Source organism: Hymenobacter seoulensis, assembly GCF_054780535.1.
This window is the reverse complement of sequence record NZ_BAAGWD010000001.1, coordinates 1,407,983-1,433,726: the sequence shown is the minus strand read 5'-3', so window position 1 is coordinate 1,433,726 and position 25,744 is coordinate 1,407,983. Positions and strand designations below refer to the sequence as shown.

Here is a 25,744-nt window from a genome sequence, read left to right as displayed (position 1 = left end):
CCAGTTGCTAAAGGAAGCAATGCTTTACCCTTGAGAGCTACCTAGTAAATGAGAAGCCCGCTTAGCACTAGCACTAGTGCTAAGCGGGCTTCTCATTTACTAGGTCTGAAAAAGCCGCAAACTATATATCCTTTTGCTCACCTTTTAGCGCGTCCTCACCTCCATACGGGGCGCCGGCGGTAATATCGCCTTGTAGTCCACCCTGCGATACCCCGGGGGAGGAGTCGGGCTGACGGGAAGTGGTCGTGTTGATATCAGAGTTTACTTGGGAGCCAGTAGCGGGCTGGCCGCTGCCAGTAATAACGCTGGCCTGCTCGCCTACGGGCCCTGCTATTTCCTGAACTTTCTGGATGTACTGCCGTTTGGCGTCATCTTCACTGGTGCCCTTAAACCGGCTCCAGGAGTCCCACTGTGCCTGCGACATGCCTTGCGGGCCGCTTGGATTATCCGGTGAGTCGTCGCCTACAATTTCGCCCGACGTGTCGTGGTCGCCTTGGGTGGCTTGTTTGTAAAGTCCGTATAAATCGGTCATATGAGCAGCCGCTTGGTCGCCGGGTAGGTTATCAACGCGGGAAACAGCTGCTTCAAATTCTTGCTGGAGGCTCATCTGGTCTTGCAGGTTCATAATAGGGCTGGATTGTGGGAAATGAAGGGTTTTACCTGGAGTGTACTAGCGAGCCTACGCTTTAGTTGCGAGCCTAACTTATAGTTTTTAGAAACCGAAGTCCCATTAGTTCGTACTTTTGCCCGCCTTATGTGTGGAATCTCCGGAGTATTCGCTTTTACTGATACGGGTCGCAACTCACTAGCTTCGTTGCGTGCCTCAACCGACGCCATTACCAGCCGTGGCCCTGATTCCCAAGGGCACTTCATGTATGAGCGGTGCGGCTTGGGCTTTCGTCGGCTAGCTATTCTCGACCTCACCGCCGATGGTAATCAGCCCATGACGGATGAGTCGGGCCGGTATACTATTGTCTTCAATGGCGAGATTTTCAACTTTAAGGAGCTGCGCCAGAAGCTGGTAAGCAAAGGCCACCGCTTTCATTCCCAAACCGATACAGAGGTAGTACTGCACCTGTATATGGCGGAAGGCCGCAACTTCCTGAAAAAGCTGAATGGCTTCTTCGACTTTGCCATCTACGACAAAGAGGAAGACTCCATTTTCCTGGCGCGTGACCGAATGGGGGAGAAGCCCCTGCTCATTTACCGCGACGAAGATAAACTGCTGTTTGCCTCCGAAATGAAGTCGTTACTTGCGTTGGGAATACCGCGTAAGCTCGATTATGTTTCGTTGAGCCATTATTTGCAGCTCAATTATATTCCGGGTCCTGCTACTATCTTCAAAGGCGTCAAGAAGCTTTTGCCAGGTCACTACCTATATGTGAAAGGCAAAAAGGTTGTGCGTAAGCGCTGGTACAAAATTCCGTACGACGCCAAAAAGACTGAAAGGAACAAACTCACCTACGAGCAGCAGCAAGCCAAACTAGTTGACCTGCTCGATGATGCAACAGCTCGCCGCTTGGTGGCCGATGTGCCGGTAGGAGCTTTCCTGAGCGGCGGTATCGACTCGTCCGTAATTGTTGCCCTAGCTACTAGGCATACCCAGCAGCTGAACACTTTTAGCATTGGGTACCGCGATGAGCCTTTCTTCGACGAAACCAAGTACGCCAAGCTGGTTGCCGATAAGTACAAGACAAACCATACCGTCTTCTCGCTCACCAACCAAGACTTGTACGACCATATCTTCGATGTGCTCAATTACATCGATGAGCCCTTCGCCGATTCGTCGGCCCTAGCCGTATACATCCTTAGCAAACGCACCCGCGAAAAGGCTACCGTCGCATTATCCGGTGATGGGGCTGATGAGCTGTTCGGAGGTTATAACAAGCACATGGGCGAGTTTCAGGTGCGCCAAGGTGGGTTTAAAGCAGAAGCAGTCACGGGTCTGAACTTACTATGGGATGTGCTGCCCAAGTCGCGCAACTCCTTCTTTGGCAACAAAGTCCGCCAGTTTCAGCGCTTCTCACGCGGTATGCTGTCCGGCCCAAAAGACCGGTATTGGGACTGGGCTTCCTTTGCTTCAGAAAAAGATGCCCGCGGCTTACTGAGTGCCTCATCTCGCCGAAAAGTGGGCAAGAAACTGGCTGAAAAGCGCCGGAAAGACTTACTAGAAGACTTACACTCTGATGGAGACTTGAATGAGGTCTTGCTCACGGATACCAAGCTAGTACTGCCGTACGACATGCTAACCAAGGTGGATCTGATGAGCATGGCCAATTCCCTAGAAGTACGCCCACCCTTCTTGGATCCTAACGTAGTACAGTTCGCATTTTCGATTCCTGTCTCTAGTAAAATTGACGGGAAAATGAAAAAGAAAATAGTGCAGGACGCTTTTCGCCCCATGCTACCCGAGGAGCTATACAAGCGTCCCAAACATGGGTTCGAAGTGCCGCTGCTAAAGTGGTTTCGCGGTGAGCTGCGTCCTCTAATTGAAGATGACCTACTCTCCGACGCGTTTATCGAATCTCAGGGCATTTTTGACGTAGAAGCCATTCGCGGCCTGAAGCGCCAATTGTTTTCTTCCAGCCCTGGCGACGTGCACGCTCGTGTTTGGGCCCTCATTGTATTTCAGTGGTGGTGGAAAAAGCATATGCTAGCTTAGGACAAGAGGGCAAGCTTGTGAATACTGAATCCACAAGTTGTAGATAGTCCAACGAAAGATTTACATCACATTTCTTCCCATATGAAAATCGCAGTTGTAGGCACTGGTTATGTAGGCCTTGTCACGGGTACCTGCTTCGCGGAGGTTGGCATTGAAGTTACATGCATTGATATTGACCAACGTAAAATTGATAACCTACATAAAGGTATTCTGCCAATTTACGAGCCTGGCCTGGAGGAGATGGTCACTCGCAACGTAAATGCAGGCCGTCTCCAGTTTTCTACAAAGCTCAGTGAAGCCATTAAGGGCTGCGACGTAGCATTTATCGCGGTCGGGACCCCCCCCGGCGAAGATGGTTCAGCTGATCTGAAGTACGTACTAGCTGTAGCTCGCGAAATAGGAGAGTACATGACGAGCTACGGAGTTATTGTAACTAAGAGCACAGTACCAGTAGGCACGGCAGCTAAAGTTCGTAAGGAGATTGAAAATGCCTTGGCAAAACGCGGTGAGAATATTGAGTTTGATGTAGCATCAAACCCAGAGTTCCTCAAGGAAGGAGCCGCGATTGACGACTTCTTGAAACCAGATCGTATTGTTATTGGAGTTGCTTCTGGGCGTGCAGAAGAGGTAATGAGCCGTTTGTATAAGCCTTTCTTGCTGAACGGTCACCCCATCATCTTCATGGACATTCCTTCAGCTGAGATGACGAAATATGCTGCCAACTCAATGCTAGCTACTAAGATTTCGTTTATGAACGATATTGCTAATCTCTGCGAAATTATGGGCGCTGATGTGAACATGGTTCGTAAAGGCATTGGCTCTGATGCCCGGATTGGTACTAAGTTCATTTACCCAGGTATTGGTTACGGAGGATCATGCTTCCCTAAGGACGTGAAAGCCCTAATCAAAACTGCTTCTGAAAATGGCTATCAGATGCAGGTATTGCAAGCAGTTGAGAGTGTAAATGAAGGTCAGAAGGAAGTGCTTTTCAACAAAGTGATGAAGCATTTTGGTGGTAACCTGAAAGGTAAAAAGATGGCTGTTTGGGGACTTTCATTCAAGCCTAAAACAGATGATATGCGTGAGGCACCATCTCTTGTAATCATTGAAAAGTTGCTCGCAGAAGGATGTACAGTTTCGGCTTATGATCCAGTTGCTATGCCTGAGGCAAAACACACTCTCGCTGATAGCATCACATATGCCAAAGACCAATTTGATGCCCTTGTTGATGCTGATGCTCTGCTTGTAGTGACCGAGTGGCCTGAGTTCCGTTCTCCCTCCTTTGAGGTTGTAGGACGCCTACTAAAAGAAAAAGTAATTTTTGATGGTAGGAACATATATGACCCACAGGAAATGCAGGAAGCCGGCTTTGCTTACCACTGTATTGGAATTCGTACCACACACCATGAGCCTGCATAAACCAACTGAAGTACTTATCAAGTAATTGGTTTGCTTACTTCGTTAGGTGTTCAACTTGACCTACAAAAATTATGTCTGAAAAAAAACGCGTCCTGATTACGGGCGGTGCGGGCTTCTTGGGCTCCCATCTCTGTGACCGATTCCTTGCCGAAGGCTACCATGTCATTGCCATGGATAACCTCATCACCGGTGACCTGAGCAATATTGAGCACTTGTTCGGCAATGAGGACTTTGAATTTCATAACGCCGATGTATCGAAGTTTGTGTTCGTGCCTGGCAAACTGGACTATATCCTGCATTTTGCCTCGCCCGCTTCGCCTATTGATTACCTTAAAATTCCGATTCAGACGCTGAAGGTAGGCTCACTGGGTACGCATAACTTGCTAGGTCTAGCTCGTGTGAAAGGTGCCCGTATGCTTATCGCTAGTACCTCAGAGGTATATGGCGACCCGGAAATTCATCCCCAGGTAGAAGAATACTTCGGAAACGTTAACCCCGTAGGTCCCCGCGGCTGCTACGACGAGGCTAAGCGGTTCCAGGAAGCTATTACGATGGCCTACCATAATCACCATGGTCTAGAAACCCGCATCGTTCGTATCTTCAATACCTATGGCCCACGCATGCGCCTCAACGACGGCCGCGTGCTGCCGGCGTTCCTGAGCCAAGCTCTGCGTGGTGAAAACCTGACAGTATTTGGTGATGGCTCTCAGACACGTTCCTTCTGCTATGTTGATGATCTGGTAGAAGGTATTTATCGCCTACTACTGAGCGAATATGCTCTGCCCGTGAACATCGGTAATCCCGACGAAATTACTATCAAGGAGTTTGGTGAAGAAATTGCCCGCCTTACAAATGTAAAATTCAAACCTGACTATCGTCCACTACCTGAAAACGACCCTTTGAAACGGCGTCCTGATATTACAAAAGCTAAGGAACTTCTAGGCTGGAAACCGAAAATAGACCGTGCTGAAGGATTAAGGCGTACACTTGAATATTTTAAGGAGTCATTAAATAAATGAATTAAGTTGATATGATAATTTTGCCAAAAAGTGCGGTGATTGTAGATCAAATAATTTATGTTATGATTAATTCGGCAATATTAATGGTATCTTCTTGATAAACTACCATTAATATATATTTATCTAAACCAATAAAATAATTAATGCCGTTACATGTAACGGCATTAATTATTTTATTGGTTTAGATAAATATATATTAATGGTAGTTGTAATCAACATAAACTATTTAATTGTTAATAGGAATTATAATATAAAAGCATAGTAGTTTTATTGATATTGTTAATGGTATATAATAATATAATTCAGTTGTAGATTTTTCGTACCTTTGTATCCTAAGATTAACATGTTGCGCTTGTTGTGATGCGCTAAGTGTTTGAAGCTTTCAATTTTTGAAAACCTGATTTGCATGGATACTGGAATCATAGGCTTTAGTTTTAAAAGCATTCTGCATTATCTTACTTCCTCCCAGCAGCGCGAAGCTATCTGGATGTTCGTTCTATTACTAATATCTTCATTTTTAGATGTAATTGGCTTGGCGGCGCTAGTGCCTGTAATGATGGTTGCAGCAGAGCCAGGAGGAATTCAAAAAAATGAAATAATTTTATTTGTTTTTAATACTTTAAACTTTAGTTCTGAAAAATATTTTTTAATATTTTTAATAGTGTCTATATTTATATTTTTTCTATTCAAAAATTTATTTTCAGCGTGGGTCAACTATTTGCAAACTTTATTCACGGCAAAAGTCGGGTTGCAAGTAACGGAAACACAACTCAATAAATATCTTCATTTCCCGTTTTGGCATTTTAATGATTTAGGATCATCTAGTTTAGTTAATAACATTATTTATGTCCCTAGTTCTTATGTGAATGGAATAATTAGGCCAATATTTGTCTTGTTATCTGAAGTGTGCATTGTTATCGTTATAGTGATAGGCATTTTGCTGTATAAGCCTTTTCTATTATTTATTTTAGGCGTAGTATTATTGCCAACAACTTTACTAACGTATAAAGCACTGCGAGGTAAATCGCAAAAAATCGGAGATAGGCTTAACGCATTACGGCCAGAGACAATGAGTATTGTTAATGACTTGTTTACTGGATTTGTGGAATTGAAACTAGCTAATAAGCAATATGCATTTAGAGACGCGGCTATAGCAAAACAGCGAGAAGTGCAAAAATTGGATGCAGAATCTTATTTATACTCCTTATTGCCTCTTAAATTAATAGAAATGGTTGCAATATTAGGAGTGTTAACTATCTTTTTGTATGCTATTTTAGTGCCAGGTAACTCTGCAAATTTAATTGCTCTTGTTGGTTTATTCGCAGCCGCTGCTTACAGGCTGATGCCTTCAGTGAATAGAATTCTCACAGCCATGATTCAATTGAAGTCCTTTCAATATACAATTGAGAGTCTAGAATCTTTTAGTGGGGATGAGTATAACGAATCGCCAGAGCTAGATCAGAAACCTTTGCATTTTAATAAAACTTTAGAATTTAAACATTTACAATTTGGTTTTCCTCAAGAAGAAGTGCCAACGCTCAAAAGCATTGACTTAACCATAAATAAGGGTGAAAAAATTGGTTTCATCGGTAGTTCTGGTTCAGGCAAAACAACGCTGATGAATGTGCTTTTGCGCTTTTATAGAGAGCAGCAGGGTTGTATATTAGTAGATGGAATCCCTTTACTACCTACTTATTTAGTGGCTTGGCATAGAATAATTGGGTATGTTAAACAAGATACGTTCCTGATGGAAGCATCTATAAAGGATAATATAACATTGGGAGATGATAATGTGGATGAGGATAGACTGGTTTATGCTATAGAACAAGCATCCCTGCTTAATTTTATAAACACTTTACCGAATGGAATAAACACATATATAGGTGAACGCGGATCAAAACTGTCAGGAGGGCAACGGCAAAGGATTGGAATTGCTAGAGCAATGTATAAGCAAACCCAAATATTAGTATTAGATGAAGCTACAAGCGCTTTGGATAATGAAACAGAGAGAGAAGTAAATGAAGCAATTAATAAGCTGTCTAATACAGATATGACAATCTTGATAATTGCTCACCGAATAACCACTCTTCGTGAATGTGACAGAATATATGAGCTTGATAATGGACGAGTTATAGCTGAACATAAATATTCTGATCTAATTAATCAAATTATCTAATAAAGGGATATTTAGGATTTAAAAAATGAAAATATTGTTTCAAAAATGAGAATTGCTTTTGTTGCTTTAATGAGCAATGCTCCTTGGGGAGGAAGTGAGGTCTTATGGACTAAGACAGCATCTTATGCCTTAGATAAAGGGCATGACGTTTTTTTTTCAACTTATAATTGGCCAGCTCTTAATACAAACATTGAGTTGCTAATTAAAAAAGGGGCTATGTATTACTTAAGACCATTATATAATTTGCAATCAAGGATAATAAATAAGATATGCAAAAAGGTGGGTTTGGAATTCTCCGAAATATCTGCGTTAAAAAAATTTAATCCTGATCTTATTTTATTTAATCAGGGGGGGGCATATACATTAATGTATCATAGTGAACTTATAGATTACGTTAATGAATATAAAGTGCCATACGCATTAATTTGTCATAGTTATACTGATAACCCGACTTTAGATAAAAAACAGAGAAACTTTATTAATAGTATTTTTGCTAATTCTAAAAAAATATTTACTGTCTCTACTTCACAAGTTTCAATAATAGAAAGGCAGTTAGCTGCAAGAATACTTTCTAATGTAATAGTTCAAAATCCATGGAATATTCCAAAGATCAATCCTCTTCCATTTCCTAGTGAGACTTTAGATATACCGCAATTTGCTTCAATAGCAAGCTTAACAGTTCACACTAAAGGGCAAGATCTTTTATTTGAGGCATTAGGGTCTACAAAATGGAGACAAAGGAGCTGGGTGCTAAATTTATTTGGGGAAGGACCCGATAAAGAGTATCTAGAAGATTTAGCTCTATTTTACGGCATAGGTGATAGAGTGAAATTTCATGGACATGTGCAAGATATAGTTAAAATATGGTCTTTTTGTCACCTCTTGATATTGTCATCCCGAATTGATTCAGGTCCAATGGTTGTAGTAGAAGCAATGATTTGTGGGCGACCTGTAGTAGCTACTCCAGTTGGACTGGTAAGTGATTGGCTGAGTCCTGGCTTAACAGGATATATTACACATGGAATTAGTTCAAATGCTATTGACGAATCATTAGAGATGGCATGGGAGAATAAATCTGATTGGGAAAAAATTGGGTTACATGCATCTATATCTGCGGCAAAGCAGATTGATGTGGATCCAGTAAATACCTTCTTAGATCATTTGATCACAAGTGGTAACTAGCTTAATCAATAAAGGGTAAAGAATGCCTAATTTGGAAAAATATGAAAACTTTTGTCAGTCTTGCACATACTAGAGAAATTGAATATCAAAGAGCTGTATTCTCTATACTGAGCTTCAGTGCATGGAATGATAATAATGACAAAATTAGATACATACTTTATACTGATAATAAAGAATATTTTACAAAATACTTTCAACACTTAAATATTGAGTTTGTTGAACTTAATATGCGTACGATCAAGGAATGGATGGGTCCTGATCAATATGTACATAGGCTTAAAATAAAGTCTATGTTAGATTCATTTACTAAATATAATAATGATGATTTGTTTTTTATGGACTCGGATACTTTTACTTATAACAGTGTAGAAGGTTGGCTTGATAAGTTTGCTGATGGTAAAGCACTAATGTATGCAAAAGAATATTCTTTTGAAGAAGCAAAATTGTGGGGTAGCACTTCAGTGAAAGATTTTGAACCTGAAATAAATAATAAGACCTATATAATTAATAATAATGAATATTCATTTAAAACCAATCAATATTCATGGAACTCTGGTGTAATTGGGCTAAGCAGTACTGATTGTAACTTATTAAGAGATGTATTAGAAATATCAGATATTTTTTATAAAAACACAAAAGTTTTTTTTGTTGAGCAATATTCATTTTCATTGATATTTCAAACACGTATATTATTGGATGGTTCCACTGAATTTATACATCATTACTTTTCAAAAAAGAAATATATTGATAAGTATGTATTAAAATTTAACAAAGATATTTTGAGTTATAATTTAATATCAGAAAAAAAAGATTTTATAAAAAAATATACATCTGATTTAAATGCTATTGTTCAAGCAAATCCTAATTGGGATGAATTGCCTAAGATAAAAGATAAAGTCAACCTATTTTTTAAAAGAAATGGTGATATAAGTTTGATAAAAGACGTTCTATACATAATAAAAATCAAGCTGAAAAAGTATCTATAATACTACTAATTTAAGAGAAATGGAGTATGTCAAAGCTGCAAAAAAAAATAACATACATAGTTTCCGATGTTAATAAGTCATTTGCCATGGAATGGATGGCACAATACATTAATTCCGATTCGTTATCTGTTTCGTTTATCTTACTAAATAAGAGTACTAGCCATTTTGAAAAATGGCTATTAAAAATGAATATACCTACATACTTTGTTAAATATAAGTCTAAAATAGACTTTTTTAGAGCTTTTTGGGAAGTAAGAAGTCTGCTTAATAAAATTAAACCAGACATAGTACATACCCATTTCTTAGATGCTAATCTTGTGGGCTTGTCTGCATCTTACTCTTTAAGTATAAAAAAAAGACTTTATACAAGACATTCATCTACTTTTCACCATGTATTCTTTCCGAAAGGGGTTCTCTATGATAAGATCATAAACTGTTTAGCTACTGACATAATTGCGATTTCTAAAGTAGTTCGAGATTATGTACTTATTAAATTAGAAAAAGTGCCATCTAATAAAATTCATTTGATTCACCATGGTATAGATATTTCTAAATTTAATAATTACAATCGATTAGTTGTGGATAAACTTAGACTTAAATATAATGTAAATAATCATTATCCTGTTATTGGAGTAATTGCAAGGTATATTGAATGGAAGGGCATACAGTACATTATTCCTGCATTTTCAAATATAAAAAAGAATTATCCTAATGCTTTGCTTGTTCTAGCAAATGCACGGGGAAGTTATAAGAACGAAGTTTTAAAATTATTGGACACGCATTTGGATGTTGACTCTTATAGAGAGATACAGTTTGAAGAAGAATTGCCAGAATTATATCAACTATTTGATATATATGTTCATGTTCCTATTTCTGATCATATCGAAGCATTTGGTTTAACTTATATCGAGTCACTAGCTGCTAAAGTTCCTTCCATCTTCACACTTTCTGGCATAGCTTCTGAATTTATTGTAAATAGAAAAAACGCTTTAGTCGTTCCTTTTTGCGACAGTGCGACTATTGAAAATGCTTTAGAAGAATTATTGCAAGATTCATGCTTGAGAAATGAAATATCGGAAATGGGTTATAATGATGTTATTGATAATTTTTCGATTCAAAGATATATTGAAAACTTAAAAAATATATATAATGAGTAAATTTAAAGACAAAAGAATGAGGCTTGCATATGTGGTTTCTGGTGTTGACCGTATGATAAGTTTAGAATTGACAATTGACGCATTGTTATCACATGGCGTCGATGTATATGTTGTAATTATTCAGCCTGCAAGCGATAATTTCGAAAAGTATTTGCTTAAAAAAAATGTTAATTATGAAGTTATAGATTATGCTGATAAAAAAATAAAATGGCTGTCAATAATTTTGCACATATGTCAATATCTAAAAAAATATCATGTTGATATTGTTCATTGTCACTTTCTTTTAGCTGGAATACTGGGGTTGACAGCTTCGTATATAGCTGGTATACGTACCCGGATATATACTCGTCATCATGGTGCTGAGCATCATATATCCGGGGGATATGGGATTCAATTAGATAAAATTACAAATGCATTATCTACACATATTGTATCAATATCATCCGTTGTCAGAAATATATTGATAGATCGTGAAGGAGTCAATTCAAAAAAAATAATTAATATTCCTCATGGCCTGAATTTATCTCTGTATGATAATATTTCAAAAGAACGCTTAGAGCTACTTCGTTTAAAATATAACATTGGCCTCAATTATTACCCCATTATTGGTGTTGTGTCTCGTTATGATAAGTTGAAAGGGATACAACATACAATTGGTGCATTTCATGAGGTGCTAATAGAATATCCAAATAGTCATTTAATCTTGGCAAATGCTCGCGGCAGTTACACGAATGTTATTAAGAAGCTTTTAAAAGATCTTCCTAAAAATAGTTATACTGAAATTGAATATGAGTATGATAGCGTAGCACTGTATAAGATATTCGACATTTTCGTACATGTTCCTGAATCATATGAGTACGAATCTTTTGGATTAGTTTATATTGAAGCGTTAGCTTCCAGAATACCATCTATTTTTACCTTATCTGGCATTGCAAATGAATTTATAAAATCAGATAAAAATGCGTTGGTAGTTCCCTATTCAGACGAGCACGCTATTGCTTTATCTGTTAAACGAATCATTCGTGATACTAGTTTAGCTAATAATATAGTTTTACAAGGATATAATGATGTGCATGAATTGTTTCAATTCGATGATTATTTTATTAAATTGAAACAATTGTACTTGAATCACGTATAAGATATTTCTCGTTTCCTCTTAACTTCTAGTTTTTGTGTGCGGCATTGCAGGTTTTTTTAACATCAATAGTGATTTAGGCGAAGTTGATCTTCGTAAAATGACTAATTGTATTTCACATCGTGGGCCTAATGCTGATGGCTATTTTCTAGATCAATCAGTTGGGCTTGGCCATCGGCGTTTAAGTATTCTAGATCTTTCTGCTGCTGCTAACCAGCCAATGTTTTCACATGATGGTAGATATGTGATTATATTTAATGGGGAAGTATATAATTTTAAAGAAATAGCTTCTTCTTTAAATGTTGAAATGAATACCACTTCCGATACGGAAGTTATTCTTGAAGCATATATTCAATTAGGAGTTGATTTTGTTCACCTCTTGAATGGAATGTTTGCGATTGCAATTTACGATAAAGAAAATGATTCTTTAGAAATATTTAGAGATAGATTAGGTGTTAAACCTGTTTATTACTTTTATGATGGAATCAAATTTATTTTTGGATCAGAATTAAAAACAATTCTTTCTATTAAATCCATTCGAAATGATTTAACTGTTGATCATGAGGCTGTTAAGTTATTTTTGCATTTAGGTTACATTCCTCGTCCATATTCGATTTACAAGGAAATTAGAAAAATGGATTCGGGTTCGTATATTAAAATTTCTAAAAAAGAATTCTTTCAATTGCCTTATTGGGAAATAGAAAAAAAAATATCTGCCTCCGTCTTAAGTGATTATGACGAAGCTAAAGAAGAACTCAAAAAGTTGTTAATTAGCTCTGTAGGATATAGAATGATTGCGGATGTGCCGTTTGGTACATTTCTAAGTGGTGGAATTGATTCCAGCTTAGTCACTGCTATCGCCCAATCTTTATCTTCAAAACCAGTTAAATCGTTTTCAATAGGATTTGAATCTACAAAACATGATGAATCACAGTTTGCTAAGGCTGTAGCTCATGAACTAGGTACTAACCACCATGATTTTTTAGTAACTCATAAAGAAGCTATAGAAGTAATTTCCTCAATCGGTACTATTTATGATGAACCATTTGCTGATTCATCTTGTGTCCCAACATTAATGGTGTCAAAGCTTGCTAGACAACATGTTACAATGACACTGTCTGGTGATGGTGGAGATGAATTGTTTCAAGGATATGGAATGTATACTTGGGCAGATAGAATGAATGCTTCTGGATTTAATTTGATTAGAAAGCCAGCAGCTTTTGTGCTGGACAAAATGGGTAGTCGATATAAGCGTGTAGCTCAGCTAATTGACTATCCCAGTATGGAACATATACGTAGCCATATTTTTTCTCAAGAGCAGTATATGTTTTCAAGTCTTGAATTGGATACATTACTTAGATCCGATTGGAACGCCTCTGCATATTTACAAGAAAAGTGGCCATGGCCTTCAGGCCGGCTTCCAACTGCTGCAGAGGAACAAGCTTTATTTGATATGCAATATTATTTACAAGATGACTTGCTTGTAAAAGTAGATAGAGCTACAATGCGCCATTCACTAGAAGCTCGGGTTCCACTACTAGATTACCGTATTGTAGAGTTTGCCCTTAATGTCTCACCTCAACTTAAGGTAAAAGGCGGAGTGACTAAATATTTATTGAAAGAAATATTATATGATTATCTACCTAAAAGAATGTTTCAGCGCCCTAAATGGGGATTCTCAATACCTTTGGGGGATTGGTTAAGTAATGAACTTCACTACCTAATAGATGAATATTTATCTGAGGATACTATTATAAAAGTAGGAGTTGTTTCTTTTCACGAAGTCAAAAAGCTAGTTAAGCGATTTGATAATGGTGAAAAACACCTTTATAACAGAATCTGGCTTCTCATTGTTTTGCATCAATGGTTTGTTTTTAATAAAATTTAGTCATTATATTTATTATGATAGTAACTGCAGTGAAAAGACATGTAGAGTTAATTTAAATATAGTTTGCTAGTTGTAATTAAATCGGGTAAACTATTTTAATGTGTGATGATGACTATGCTTCTGGAATACGCAAAGTTTGTGTTCATATTTTATTATACTAATTTTGCGACAACATTATAAGGATAGATATTACGATCTGATGTACTAGCTATAGGCTATATCTTGAGAACATTAGTAACCAATAAGCAATTTCTAGTTATTAACCTCTCAACCTTTGGTAAAGAAGTAAGCACTTAATATTTAAGCTTAATTGTGCACCTTGAAATAAGTAATTTGCGGTTGATCGATACGTCACCCTAGTTGCCTAATCTAAAATTCGGCGTAAAACATATTTAAATGTTTTAAATTAAGTTATAGCATAAGTTTTGCCTCTCATCCAAGGTTGTATAGCGCGGCTTACTTCTTAACTATGTTCGAACCGAACATAGTTAAGAAGTAAGCCGCGCTTTGCTTGCTTAATGATAGGCCATAGAAATATTGCCTAGAGGTAATCAGTGTTGCTTACAACTGTCTTCAAACTAGATTTAATTGCATTGGACTATAGTTCGCTGACTTGATTAAAAAAAATGAAATAATGGCCATACATTGGTATGTGGGTTATACGAATTAGTAAATATGGTGCTCTGCTGCGTTTGTTCTAAGAAAGTTGTTGCTCTCGTCTCTTATGATAAGCTTTATATTAATTTAAACTTATAATCATATTTTCCTTTCTTGTTACTTTGTTTCTAATACATTTTGTATATTTGTGGAGAAAATTTTTTTTTAATTGAACTTAAAGTATGAAAAATATTAAAAGTGATAATGGCGTCGTGAATATTGCTGCAGCATTTGATCAAAACTATATTGTTCCATTTTATGCCTTAGTTTCATCTATTAATAAGCACAACTATAATAACTATATTAACATGCATTGCTTTGCTACGGGTTTATCTCAAGACCAAAGAGATGATTTAATTCTATTTGCAAACGAATTGTCTATGAAATTATTGTTTCATGACATTGATGAAAGCTCAACTGATGAATTTATTTTGCCAGAAGATACTCATTTTACTAAGGCTACTTATTATCGTTTATTTTTTCCAGAAGTTTTAGCAAAACAAGGTGTAGATAAATTTATTTACCTGGATATTGATATTATTGTAAATGGAGATTTACGGGAGCTTTATGAAACAGATTTAGGAGACTATTCCTTAGGTGCTGTTCCGGATAGCTTGACGGTATTCAATGGAGCGCGCATTGATCTTGGTATTTATAAAAGCGAAGACTATTTTAATGCTGGAGTTCTATTTGTAAACGTTAATAAATGGATTGAGCAAAGAGTAACAGAAAGAGCTATTGAATATTCCATTAAATACCCTGAAAGAATCATTGTTGCAGATCAAGATTGTTTAAATGGGGTTTTAGTCGGTAACTGGAAAAAACTCGATAACAAGTTTAATTTGATTCCGAAAGATTTTGGTGAATATCATATGTCGCTCAAAGAAATAAAGCACGCTATAAATGGTGCTATTGTAATTCACTTTGCAGGCGGTTCAAATAGCCAATATTCATCTAAGCCGTGGTCTGTTTTATGCAAAAGCCGTCTACAATATCTTTACTTTGATGCATTGAAAAATGTGCCAAAAAAATATAATAATAAATATTTAGATAAAATTATATTATCTAAAAACTTTAAAAGTTATATGAAAATAAAAATTTCTCATTTATACTTTAGCCATCCTGTATTTGCTGTCGTATGGAAAAAAATAAAAAAATTAAAGTAATTGAAATTTGACTCGTATTTCTGCATCATGAAAAACAAAACAAACTTAGTGTATTGGGGGACTGGTGGGGAAGTTGTTTATAGGCAGATTGTATTTTCAATTTTTACATTGTTGTATCATGTTGAATTTAATTTAAATCAAATAAAAATTGTTATTTATACAGATAATAATAGTTTCTTTCAAAAATGGCTTTCTGGTGTAGATTTTGATATTGAAATTTTGCACTACGAAGATGAAGTGAAGTACAAAGGGGAGTATAATTATTTGTATAGGATAAAGCCTTGTATTATAATAGATCAATTAGATAAAGGTGCAAATAAAGTGTTCTTTGTTGATAGTGATACGTTTTTTATGAAATCTCCAATAGCTCTTTTTAATATAGTGAATGAAGAAATTAGTGTGATGAATATAAATGAATACGATTTAATTGATGCTGGAGATGATGAATTAATTTCTTGGCTTCATATTAGAAAGGCAGTTAGAAATAAAGTTTTTAATATAAGAGGAAGTGAGTTTAATATCCCATTTTCTGCTCGAATGTGGAATTCAGGAGTTATAGGAATAAATAATAATAATAAAAACTTGTTAGAGGATGCGGTTTTATTGATCGATCAAATTTACAATAATTATCCTGCGTTTCATTCCGAGCAATTTGCTATTGGATATTTATTGTCAAAATGCACTAGGTTATTAGAATCTGAAGATTATATATATCATTATTTTTTTGGAAACAAAAAACAAATAATTAATCATCACTTAAATAAATTCTTTAAATCACACAGGCCTGGTGCGTTACATAACAATATTAATGATTCGTGGGCGCTTGTTTTGAAGAGAGATGAATTATTGCTTCCAACTCCATCTCTAATGGATCGATTAGTATTGCGTATTAATCTAATTAAAACAGTTGCATTTAAAGGGCATCTCTGATTTTTTTGATAATGCCTAAATTTCCTTTGCAATTCACATTCGTAAACAATCCAAATGTCCAGTTCTGCACCTCGTGTACTTTTTGTTTCATACGATGGTATGACTGACCCCCTAGGCCAGTCGCAAGTGCTACCGTACCTAGTAGGTTTGTCTAAGGCTGGATATAAGATTACGCTACTATCCACTGAGAAGAAGGGCCGGTTTGCGCAGTATAAAGATATTATTAGGGATATTACTGAGAGGGCGGGAATTCGCTGGGAATACATTTTTTTCACACGTAAGCCCCCTGTATTTGCTAAATTTTACGATCGGTACCAGCTACGGCAAAAAGCGTTAGCTCTGCATGAAGAAGTGCAGTTCGATATGACGCATTGCCGAAGCTATGTCAGCGCGGAAGTTGGATTGTTCTTGAAGCAGAAATTTGAAGTCAAATTCCTGTTCGATATGCGTGGGTTCTGGGTAGATGAACGGGTGGAGGGAGGAATGTGGAATCTGCAGAATCCTATTTACCGCCGTGCTTACCGCATGTACAAGCATAAAGAGACCGAATTTATTGCCGCTGCTGATGGTATCATTAGTCTCACAGAGAATGGCAAGGGTGAGATGATGACTTGGCCATCTTACCCTGGAACACCAATTACTGTTATTCCTTGTAGCGCCGACTTTTCAATATTCCCATTGCTGACGGATCATGACCGCCAAACTGCACGTCAGAAGTTAGGTTATGGTATCAATGAATTGGTGATTAGCTACTTAGGATCTGTTGGCGCATGGTATTTGTTGGACGAGATGTTAACTCAATTCGCAGTAATCAAGAAACATTATCCAGGTGCAAAAATGTTGTTCGTCACTCAAGAACCTAGTGAGATGGTATTAGCGGCGGCACGCAACATTTCCGGCTTAACTGACACAGACTTCATAGTAAGGCCCGCCACACGCAAAGAGGTACCGGAATTAGTGGCAGCTTCAGATGTAAACTTGTTTTTTATTAAGCAGAGCTATTCTAAGAAAGCCAGTTCACCCACAAAGCTTGGCGAGATACTAGCAATGGGCCTGCCCGTAATCTGCAACGACGGGGTAGGCGATGTTGCAGACATTATTTGGCAGACAAATGGTGGCACTATTGTGTCTAACCTGAATGAGGTCGGGTATGAAGCGGCAGCTCGTAGCATCCCAGAATTGCTACAAAAAGATGGCGCTCTCCTGCGGCAGAAAGCTCAGAAATACTACGATTTAGAAACTGCTATTGGGCGTTACAAAGGCGAATATAAGCGTCTGCTTGGTAGGTAATGGCAAGAAGATGTTGGTACCTGCGGCCGAAAGCTACTTTGCGACGTGAAAGTAAAGCGCCTGATTGATAAGCCGAATCTTTAATTCTTAACCCTGTAAAAGTTTTACCAGCTAGAGACCCTACAATATCAATTACGAGCAAGAAAACTTCTAAAGCGGAAGCAAAGTAAATAGTAGCGTTCGCGTAGCCTAGCACGTTAATCATAAAATAGCTGAGCATCATAATGAGATTTAGTGTAAAGGGTCCATAGACCAGTACCAGGCTAAAGCAATTTATTAGCCGAGGAGGCTCGTCAAAACTATATGGTAGTCTATATAAGCCTGGTTTAAATTAGCGCGGCAACTTAGAATATGATATACTTAGTCCATTAACGAGCGTGAAATTACTTATATCGTAAATATAACTGTTAACAACTTCTTAATTGCTGCAGCCTAATCATGATTGTCGTACTCTATCTATACTGTTATCAAAATTGCAGGGCATATATACTGATTTCCAAAATATTGTGAAAGCAAGAAGTTTTTTAACTACACGCTACGGATTTAAAACTAATTCTTATACGGCTGGTCAACTGTATTACTGCTATAGGTTGCCAGAATAATTTTATAAAATAGTCCAGATATTGAAAAGTTATTTTTTTTGAATTAGTTTAAGTGATAGTATATTCTAAATTATTATTCTCTGCTACTACAAATAGGATAGGGAAATAGAGAATATAAAAAAAATACGGTGGAGGGGTGACATTACCGTTAGATTTCTAATTCTTTTCAAGGTTTTAACGAACGAATCCGAATAAAGCATGAACAAGAAGTAAGGCTTCTTGTACCTTTGCTGGCTGCGCTAGGCCTCACTTACAGGCCATGTCAGTCTTTTCCTTGTATAAAGTTATGAAAATCCTTTTTGTAGTTCCTTATCCGGCCGGTAAAGCCCCATCTCAACGTTTTCGATTTGAGCAATATTTGCCGTTGCTCACAGAGGTCGGGCATACTTGGCATTTAGCTTCGTTTATCAACTTGGCTACCTGGAATATTTTATATAAGTCGGGGCACACGTTAGCCAAAGCATGCGGTATCCTAATGGGTTTCCTGCGTAGACTTGTGTTGCTGTTCAGCGTGCCTCAATACGATTACGTGTTCATTCATCGAGAGGCATCGCCTATAGGACCTCCCATATTTGAGTGGGTAATAGTTAAAATGCTAAAAAAGAAAATTATATATGACTTTGATGATGCTATTTGGCTACCTAATACTTCAGATGCTAATAAGATAGTAGCTGGTGTTAAATGGCATCATAAGGTGGAGGGTATATGCCGTTGGGCATATAAGGTAAGCTGTGGAAACGATTATTTGGCTGCTTACGCTAGGCAGTTTAACAGCCACGTAGCAGTAAACCCAACTACTATTGATACAGTGAACCTTCATAATAAGGTGCGTAATCAACTTACAGACGACCGTCTAGTAATTGGTTGGACAGGCACACACTCAACGCTAAAGTATATAGAGCAAGTTGTGCCTGTGTTAAGCAAACTTGAACAGGAGTTCGACTTCGAGTTCCGAGTAATTTCCAATCAGCCACCAAGCCTTCCACTTAAGTCACTGGTATACGTGCCATGGAAAAAGGAAACCGAAATTGCTGATTTACTCCAATTTCACGTAGGGCTGATGCCACTAGAAGACGATATATGGGCTAAAGGTAAATGTGCCTTTAAAGCCCTGCAATATATGGCCCTTGGTGAGCCCGCGCTCGTTTCGCCTGTGGGAATGAACACAGAAGTAGTCCAAGATGGCTACAACGGCTATATCTGCACAAACGCAGAAGATTGGGAAAATGCGTTGAAAAAATTGCTGCAAGAGCCTAACCTACGTAATGAGCTAGGTAGAAACGCGCGTCATACAATTGAAAAGCACTACTCAGTTACTGCTAATTTGCCTAATTTTCTTGCTCTTTTTAAATGATTAGGATGACGAGCAGATTTTAGCGCTCTAGCCTTTATTTGCATGATATAGAGCGCACTTAAGTAAAAGGGCATTAAGGGGATCTTATACCGCACCAATGTCCCAAAATTTCCGCTATTAACACCTACACCCACTGCGAATATTATAGAAAAAATAAAGCAAAAGGACAGAATAGGTTCACTTCCAATTAAGCGAAAACTCTTCCATATTCCTGTTTTGTAAAATAAGCTAATAGTTAAATAGATGAAAAGTGTGGCTTCTAACGCAGAGAGCAGCATTACTGGGTTTCTGGCTTCAAAAATAAAAGGCCGGAATAGAGATATCACAATAGCTTGAGGAGCAACTTTAACTATTGAAGAAGCTGATCCATCAAACTCGCCTATATCATACGCAGAACCACTTACTTGCTGTACAGCAAGATATTGGTTGTTTATTTTACTTCTTTCGCCAATCTTTTCTAGGTCATATTTTTCATCTCCAGCTGTTAAACTTGTTGCACCAAATGCTCCAGCTGTTAAGCCAATAACTATAAGTAGAGGTTTAAGCATTATTCGTAAAGTACGTGATTTTATTCTTTGACTATTTTCGTTGAATACCCAAAAAAGTGCTGGTGGAAGAAAAGAAAGTAAAATATAGACCTTTACAGAAATAATGATATAAGCGCCTAATGAGCCTAGTAAAATAGAAATAAATAAATTGCGACGGTAAATGGTAGCATGATAAAATCCGTAGAATACCCAGCCTAATGCTCCCATACATAGTGAGTCCTTCATTAATCCGGACCCCCAAAAGAAAACGGAAGGCAAAAAAAACACTGCGATTGACAACTTCTTATACGCTAAAGGGAATATTCTTAAAAAAGTCAAATACATAGCCCACATCCCAGAAAAGCTTGTGAGAGCAAAAAATAAGCTTATAATGGTGTATGTGTTGAAACAAAATAGTGCAAAAAAGGAGGCAATTTTAATGACAAAAAACTCTGTAGGAGCACGGTACCATATCATCATGTTAGCATAATTAGTAGTATCAGGATCATATTCTCCATTAGAAAATAGTAATTTCATCCCGATTGATGGCGATTCCATGAAGGCACTATATACAATTTTAACATGATTGTAATAATTAAATGTATCACCACCCCCGTAGTAAAATTGATAAACAAGGCCTAAACCAATAGCGCCTATAAATTTCACAGTTAGTGCTGGAATAAAATATTTACGCGTGAGCGCGTTTGTAAAGCGCCTACGAACAGCGAAGGCAACGCCGTAGAATAGCGCTAAATAAAAGGGTGTGAGAAATAAATCCTTAAGTTCCATGTATTGGGCAGCCTTTGCTACTTTCGATTGTTCTTCAAGTACGCTTTTGCTTCCTTGTATTGTTCCGAATCATGATCGGATTTGTCAAGGACTACAGAATAGTAGCGGCGAGCTGCTGTAATATCCTTTGTGCGGTCAGCGAGGCGGGCTAGTGCTAGGTTGGCAAAGAGGTAGAAGCCATATTTCGTTTCACCGTTTGTTTCGGCAAATACGAGGCAGCGTTGGTAGTACTCCTTGGCCTTTGCTAGATCCTTATAGCGGTTCTGCATAAGATAGCCAAGGAAGTATGTTGCGTAACGGCCGCTGTTGGCTTCATAGCCTGGTAGACCACGATTCAGTTTGTCTAGAATTTCGCGGCTGACACGTTCGCATTCTCGAAACTCACCTTGCCGGAAGCAGGCATTGGCATAAATGCGTTGTAGGTATCCGTTATCCGGGTAAGTGGTAGCCAGGTAGCGAGCCACTGGCATAGCTTGTTCTGGCTTGTCCTCTTCATTTAGGAGGATTCGCATCAGAAAGACTCGAGCCTCCGGGCCTACGTAAAATCCGTTATCAGCCACATTGCGCAACTGCTGTAGGCCTAATTGCTTGTTGCCCTTTGGGAAAAACAGAAGTACTGGCTTTAGAAGCGGGTAATTATCAGGAATCCAGACGGCGTAATAATTGAATAGGGCCTGGCCAAATAAGAACTCAGGACTCAGGCCGTTGGCCTCCTTGCTTTTATCGAGGTACGTAAGGGACCTTTTGGCTCCTACTGTTGCTTTGCGCCAGTCGCGACGCTCGGCGTGTAGGCGGGCATCAAAGCCGTAGCCAGCAGCCAAGAAGAAGCAGGCTTCGTAGTTTCGGTTATCAGCTTGGTATAGTGCTTCGCCTTTTGTGATGGCGGTATCCATGTAAGCGAAGAAAGTCTTGTCGTACTGGGTGGTTTGAATTCCCGACGGCATAATTTTCCACCATGTGCTCAGCCCCATTAGGAAATAGGGCATGGGATGATTGGGGTAGCGACGGCGCAGGCTGCGAAATTGGCGTTCAGCTTTGTCGTACTTAAAGTTGTAGAGGTTATAAACGGCTCCTTCTAACTCCGTTTGAATATCTTTATCTAATAGCAGCCATCCTTTGGTGTCAATTGCATTCGGCGCTACATCTACATTTTCCAGTTGTACCTGCTGCAGTGAATCCGATAAGGGAGCGGGGCGAGCAGTGTCAGGCACCTGTGCCCATCCTGCCCAGGGCAGAAGCAATAGTAACAGGATAAAATGGAGTCGTAGGAGCATAGACATATCGGACTACAATATCAAATACAGGCAGAAAAACGCCCCACCCAGCTCATCCGAACAGCTAAAGTAGAACATTTGACCTAGGTTTGGACAAATAAGATACATCCTATGCAGCTTTTACAAGCCCTTTGTCAGATAGCAGCACCTTCAGGAAATGAAGCTCCACTGACCCAGTACTTACTTCGCTACATTCAAGAGCAACAGTCAACTTGGCATAGGCAGCCAACTGTACTAGCTGGGGGAGAGTTCCAAGATTGCATTATTTTAATATTCGGAGAGCCGCGCACAGCTGTATTTGCTCACTTGGATAGCATTGGCTTTACGGTTCGTTACGGGAAACAACTTGTGCGAATTGGAGGGCCTGATGCCGAAACCGGATACCACCTTGTCGGGCATGACTCAGGTGGAGACATCGAGTGTACACTACTAGTTGATGAAGAAACCGAGGCGCTGAGCTACGACTTTCATCGGGATATTGATACCGGAACGGAACTGACTTTTCGGTGCGACTTCCGGGAAACAGACACAACGGTGCAGAGTTGCTACCTAGATAATCGGCTTGGAGTGTGGAATGCGTTGCGTTTGTGCGAGACTCTAGAGGATGGCATCGTGGCTTTCTCGTGTTGGGAAGAGCACGGCGGTGGTTCAGTGGCGTATCTGGCTCGCTATATCTATGAAACGTATGGCGTGCGCCAAGCCTTAATTTCGGATATAACCTGGGTAACGGAAGGGGTTCAGCCAGGGAAGGGGGTAGTGATTTCCTTGCGCGATTCTCTGATTCCGCGGCGAAGCTACGTGGAGCGAATCCGACGGATTGCGCGGGAGGCGGCTATTCCGCATCAGCTGGAAGTAGAGGGTAGTGGCGGCTCCGATGCCAAAGAACTACAACACGGCGCTCAACCCTGGGACTGGTGCTTTATAGGTGCACCGGAAGACAATGTGCATACGCCACATGAACTGGTGGATAAGCGCGACATTGAAAGCATGCTAGCTTTATATAAAGTGCTGATGCAGCAGCTATAGCAGCTGTTTAGGGCCGATAAGTATACTTCAAGAGCCGGATAGCTAGTGCTGCAGCACTAGCTATCCGGCTCTTCTGCTTATTACTAGCCCCTGATGTGGTGGTAAAGCTTGAGGATTAGCCAATAAACTCTATTTTACCTGCCTAATCGTTCCTTGCCAGTTCTCACTCTCCCAAACACTTCAACCTATTCCTACCGTTTATGATGAATTTTCTTTACGTAGTGCCGGCGCTAGGTGTACTGGCGTTGCTTTTTACATGGCTACGCTCTGGCTGGGTGACTCGGCAGGATGCTGGTGATGAACGGATGCAAACCATTGCCGGCTACATTGCCGATGGGGCCATTGCCTTCCTCAAAGCGGAGTATAGGGTGATGATCATCTTTGGGTTGCTAGCCTCCGCATTCCTGTTTTACCTAGGAAGCACCGGCGAAAAATCAAGTCCAGTTATTGTAATTGCCTTCCTGATTGGAGCCGTTTTCTCGGCGCTGGCCGGCTTTATTGGGATGAAGATTGCTACCAAAGCCAACGTGCGCACTGCCCAGGCAGCCCGCACTAGCCTGAGTCGAGCCCTGAACGTGTCGTTTTCGGGTGGTTCGGTGATGGGAATGGGGGTAGCAGGCTTGGCCGTGTTGGGGTTAGGCTCCCTCTTCATTGTGTTCTACCAGATGTTCGTGGTGAGCCGAGGAGGAACCGCCAACGGTATTGAGATGGAGACGGCTCTAGAAGTGCTGACTGGTTTCTCACTCGGGGCTGAAAGCATTGCGCTTTTCGCGAGGGTAGGGGGCGGTATCTATACCAAAGCGGCCGACGTAGGAGCAGACCTAGTAGGGAAAGTAGAAGCCGGCATTCCAGAAGATGACCCTCGCAACCCCGCTACCATTGCCGATAACGTAGGTGACAACGTGGGTGACGTAGCCGGTATGGGTGCCGACTTGTTTGGCTCTTATGTAGCCACGATTTTGGCTACCATGGTGCTCGGGCGGGAAGTAATAGCCCGAGGCGACGAGTTTCAGGGGCTTTCACCCATTCTGCTGCCGATGGTAATTGCCGGTATGGGCATTGTGGCCTCTCTCATCGGTATTCTGATGGTGCGAGTGAAGGAGGGCGGCAACGTGCAGGCAGCCCTCAACTTAGGTAACTACATCTCGGTGCTGGTGTCGGCGGTGGCTTCGTACTTCATTATTCGCTGGATGCTACCCACCGAAGACCTGACCATTCGGGGCGTCACGTTTAGCTCGATGGATGTGTTCTATGCGGTGGTAGTAGGCCTGGTGGTCGGCACGCTTATGAGCATTATTACGGAGTACTACACGGCTATGGGCAAGCGGCCGGTACTGAGCATTGTGCGCCAAAGCAGCACGGGGCATGCTACCACCGTTATTGGTGGCCTGGCAGTGGGAATGGAAAGCACGGTGCTCCCAATTATTGTGTTGGCAGCGGGCATTATACTGAGCTTTGAATGCGCTGGCCTGTATGGGGTAGCCATTGCAGCGGCCGGCATGATGGCTACTACCGCTATGCAACTGGCTATTGATGCCTTCGGACCCATTGCGGATAACGCCGGCGGCATAGCCGAAATGAGCGAGCTACCCAAGGAAGTGCGCGAACGGACGGACATTCTGGATGCGGTTGGTAACACTACGGCGGCTACCGGCAAGGGCTTCGCCATTGCTTCGGCGGCCCTGACGTCCCTTGCCCTATTTGCGGCCTTTATGGGAACGGCCAACATCACCTCCATCGATATCAGCAATGCCCGCGTGCTGGCGGGGTTGTTTGTAGGCGCCATGATTCCGTTCATCTTCTCGGCGCTGGCTATTTCGGCCGTGGGCCGTGCGGCTATGGCCATGGTGCAGGAAGTGCGCCGGCAGTTCCGTGAAATTCCCGGCATTATGGAAGGCACCGGTCGGCCAGAGTACGAGAAATGCGTGGCTATTTCTACCCAGGCGGCTATTCGGGAAATGATGCTGCCTGGCGCCATTGCCTTGGTAGTGCCGGTAATTGTGGGCTTTACGTTTGGGCCCGAAGTACTTGGCGGAACCCTGGCCGGCGTAACGGTTTCGGGCGTGCTGATGGCCATGTTCCAAAGCAACGCGGGCGGTGCCTGGGACAACGCCAAAAAGTCGTTTGAGAAAGGCGTGATGATTGACGGCACTATGCAGTACAAAGGCTCCGACGCCCACAAAGCATCCGTAACTGGCGACACCGTGGGTGACCCCTTTAAGGATACGTCGGGCCCTAGCATGAACATTCTCATTAAGCTCATGAGCATCGTGTCGTTGGTAATTGCCCCGCACATTGCTGCCCCCGAGCGGGGCGTGGCCAAAGCAGAAGTTGTGCCTGCTAGCCATCAGGTTATCGTAAACCAAATCAAATAAGTGCTGGCCTAAGGTTGAGCTGGTTTTGACCCCTAGTAATCAGACTCAAAAGTCAGGAAGCCGCCTTCTCACCGGGGAGGGCGGCTTTTTTCTGCTACCTTTGGCCGCCCGCTCACCACGGACCAACCCC

Annotated in this window: 18 protein-coding genes; 15 read left to right on the top strand and 3 right to left on the bottom strand. The window is 40.3% G+C overall.

Annotation, left to right across the window (positions count from 1 at the left end):
- Window positions 1-121: 121 nt before the first annotated feature.
- Complete coding sequence (locus tag ACYVHC_RS06175; RefSeq protein ID WP_460612792.1) at window positions 122-625, bottom strand: acyl-CoA-binding protein; 504 nt, start codon at window positions 623-625, stop codon at window positions 122-124.
- A 129-nt stretch (window positions 626-754) separates the two neighbouring features.
- On the opposite strand from ACYVHC_RS06175, the gene asnB (ACYVHC_RS06170) reads away from it, so the two are divergent.
- The 13 genes from asnB (ACYVHC_RS06170) (at window position 755) to ACYVHC_RS06110 (ending at window position 19,623) form a co-directional block, all read left to right on the top strand.
- The gene (gene asnB, locus ACYVHC_RS06170) at window positions 755-2,662 is read left to right on the top strand and encodes an asparagine synthase (glutamine-hydrolyzing) (RefSeq protein WP_460612791.1); all 1,908 of its coding nucleotides are present in this window, start codon (window positions 755-757) and stop codon (window positions 2,660-2,662) included.
- Window positions 2,663-2,743: 81 nt separating this feature from the next.
- Window positions 2,744-4,081 (top strand): UDP-glucose dehydrogenase family protein, encoded by a 1,338-nt coding sequence (locus ACYVHC_RS06165; RefSeq protein ID WP_460612790.1) that lies wholly within the window; start codon window positions 2,744-2,746, stop codon window positions 4,079-4,081.
- A 71-nt stretch (window positions 4,082-4,152) separates the two neighbouring features.
- Window positions 4,153-5,100 carry a UDP-glucuronic acid decarboxylase family protein gene (locus ACYVHC_RS06160; protein ID WP_460612789.1) on the top strand — a complete coding sequence of 316 codons (948 nt, stop codon included), beginning with the start codon at window positions 4,153-4,155 and terminating at the stop codon, window positions 5,098-5,100.
- A 406-nt stretch (window positions 5,101-5,506) separates the two neighbouring features.
- The gene (locus ACYVHC_RS06155) at window positions 5,507-7,276 is read left to right on the top strand and encodes an ABC transporter ATP-binding protein (RefSeq protein ID WP_460612788.1); all 1,770 of its coding nucleotides are present in this window, start codon (window positions 5,507-5,509) and stop codon (window positions 7,274-7,276) included.
- 45 nt (window positions 7,277-7,321) lie between these two features.
- On the top strand, window positions 7,322-8,458 hold the full coding sequence (locus ACYVHC_RS06150) for a glycosyltransferase family 4 protein (protein ID WP_460612787.1): 1,137 nt from the start codon (window positions 7,322-7,324) through the stop codon (window positions 8,456-8,458).
- Between the two features lie 41 nt (window positions 8,459-8,499).
- On the top strand, window positions 8,500-9,444 hold the full coding sequence (locus ACYVHC_RS06145) for a hypothetical protein (RefSeq protein ID WP_460612786.1): 945 nt from the start codon (window positions 8,500-8,502) through the stop codon (window positions 9,442-9,444).
- 26 nt (window positions 9,445-9,470) lie between these two features.
- Window positions 9,471-10,601 (top strand): glycosyltransferase family 4 protein, encoded by a 1,131-nt coding sequence (locus tag ACYVHC_RS06140; protein ID WP_460612785.1) that lies wholly within the window; start codon window positions 9,471-9,473, stop codon window positions 10,599-10,601.
- On the top strand, window positions 10,594-11,739 hold the full coding sequence (locus ACYVHC_RS06135) for a glycosyltransferase family 4 protein (RefSeq protein ID WP_460612784.1): 1,146 nt from the start codon (window positions 10,594-10,596) through the stop codon (window positions 11,737-11,739). The genes ACYVHC_RS06140 and ACYVHC_RS06135 overlap by 8 nt, the downstream gene beginning before the upstream one ends.
- 34 nt (window positions 11,740-11,773) lie before the next feature.
- On the top strand, window positions 11,774-13,624 hold the full coding sequence (gene asnB, locus ACYVHC_RS06130) for an asparagine synthetase B family protein (protein ID WP_460612783.1): 1,851 nt from the start codon (window positions 11,774-11,776) through the stop codon (window positions 13,622-13,624).
- 839 nt (window positions 13,625-14,463) lie between these two features.
- Window positions 14,464-15,447, top strand: a complete 984-nt coding sequence (locus ACYVHC_RS06125; RefSeq protein WP_460612782.1) for a glycosyltransferase family 8 protein — start codon at window positions 14,464-14,466, stop codon at window positions 15,445-15,447.
- A 27-nt stretch (window positions 15,448-15,474) separates the two neighbouring features.
- A complete protein-coding gene (locus ACYVHC_RS06120; protein WP_460612781.1) occupies window positions 15,475-16,377 on the top strand; it encodes a hypothetical protein in 903 nt (300 codons plus the stop codon).
- A 99-nt stretch (window positions 16,378-16,476) separates the two neighbouring features.
- Entirely contained in the window at window positions 16,477-17,667 is a 1,191-nt protein-coding gene (locus ACYVHC_RS06115; protein ID WP_460612780.1) for a glycosyltransferase family protein, read from the top strand.
- An 888-nt stretch (window positions 17,668-18,555) separates the two neighbouring features.
- A complete protein-coding gene (locus ACYVHC_RS06110; protein WP_460612779.1) occupies window positions 18,556-19,623 on the top strand; it encodes a glycosyltransferase family 4 protein in 1,068 nt (355 codons plus the stop codon).
- Here the strand turns inward: ACYVHC_RS06110 and ACYVHC_RS06105 are convergent.
- Together ACYVHC_RS06105 and ACYVHC_RS06100 are read right to left on the bottom strand one after the other, a co-directional pair.
- The gene (locus tag ACYVHC_RS06105) at window positions 19,575-20,939 is read right to left on the bottom strand and encodes a hypothetical protein (RefSeq protein ID WP_460612778.1); all 1,365 of its coding nucleotides are present in this window, start codon (window positions 20,937-20,939) and stop codon (window positions 19,575-19,577) included. The genes ACYVHC_RS06110 and ACYVHC_RS06105 overlap by 49 nt on opposite strands.
- 17 nt (window positions 20,940-20,956) lie before the next feature.
- The gene (locus ACYVHC_RS06100; protein WP_460612777.1) at window positions 20,957-22,213 is read right to left on the bottom strand and encodes a tol-pal system protein YbgF; all 1,257 of its coding nucleotides are present in this window, start codon (window positions 22,211-22,213) and stop codon (window positions 20,957-20,959) included.
- Window positions 22,214-22,561: 348 nt separating this feature from the next.
- Between ACYVHC_RS06100 and ACYVHC_RS06095 the strand changes: the two genes are divergently transcribed.
- The gene (locus tag ACYVHC_RS06095; RefSeq protein WP_460612776.1) at window positions 22,562-23,239 is read left to right on the top strand and encodes a M20/M25/M40 family metallo-hydrolase; all 678 of its coding nucleotides are present in this window, start codon (window positions 22,562-22,564) and stop codon (window positions 23,237-23,239) included.
- 200 nt (window positions 23,240-23,439) lie between these two features.
- Entirely contained in the window at window positions 23,440-25,614 is a 2,175-nt protein-coding gene (locus ACYVHC_RS06090; RefSeq protein ID WP_460612775.1) for a sodium-translocating pyrophosphatase, read from the top strand.
- Window positions 25,615-25,744: the final 130 nt, after the last annotated feature.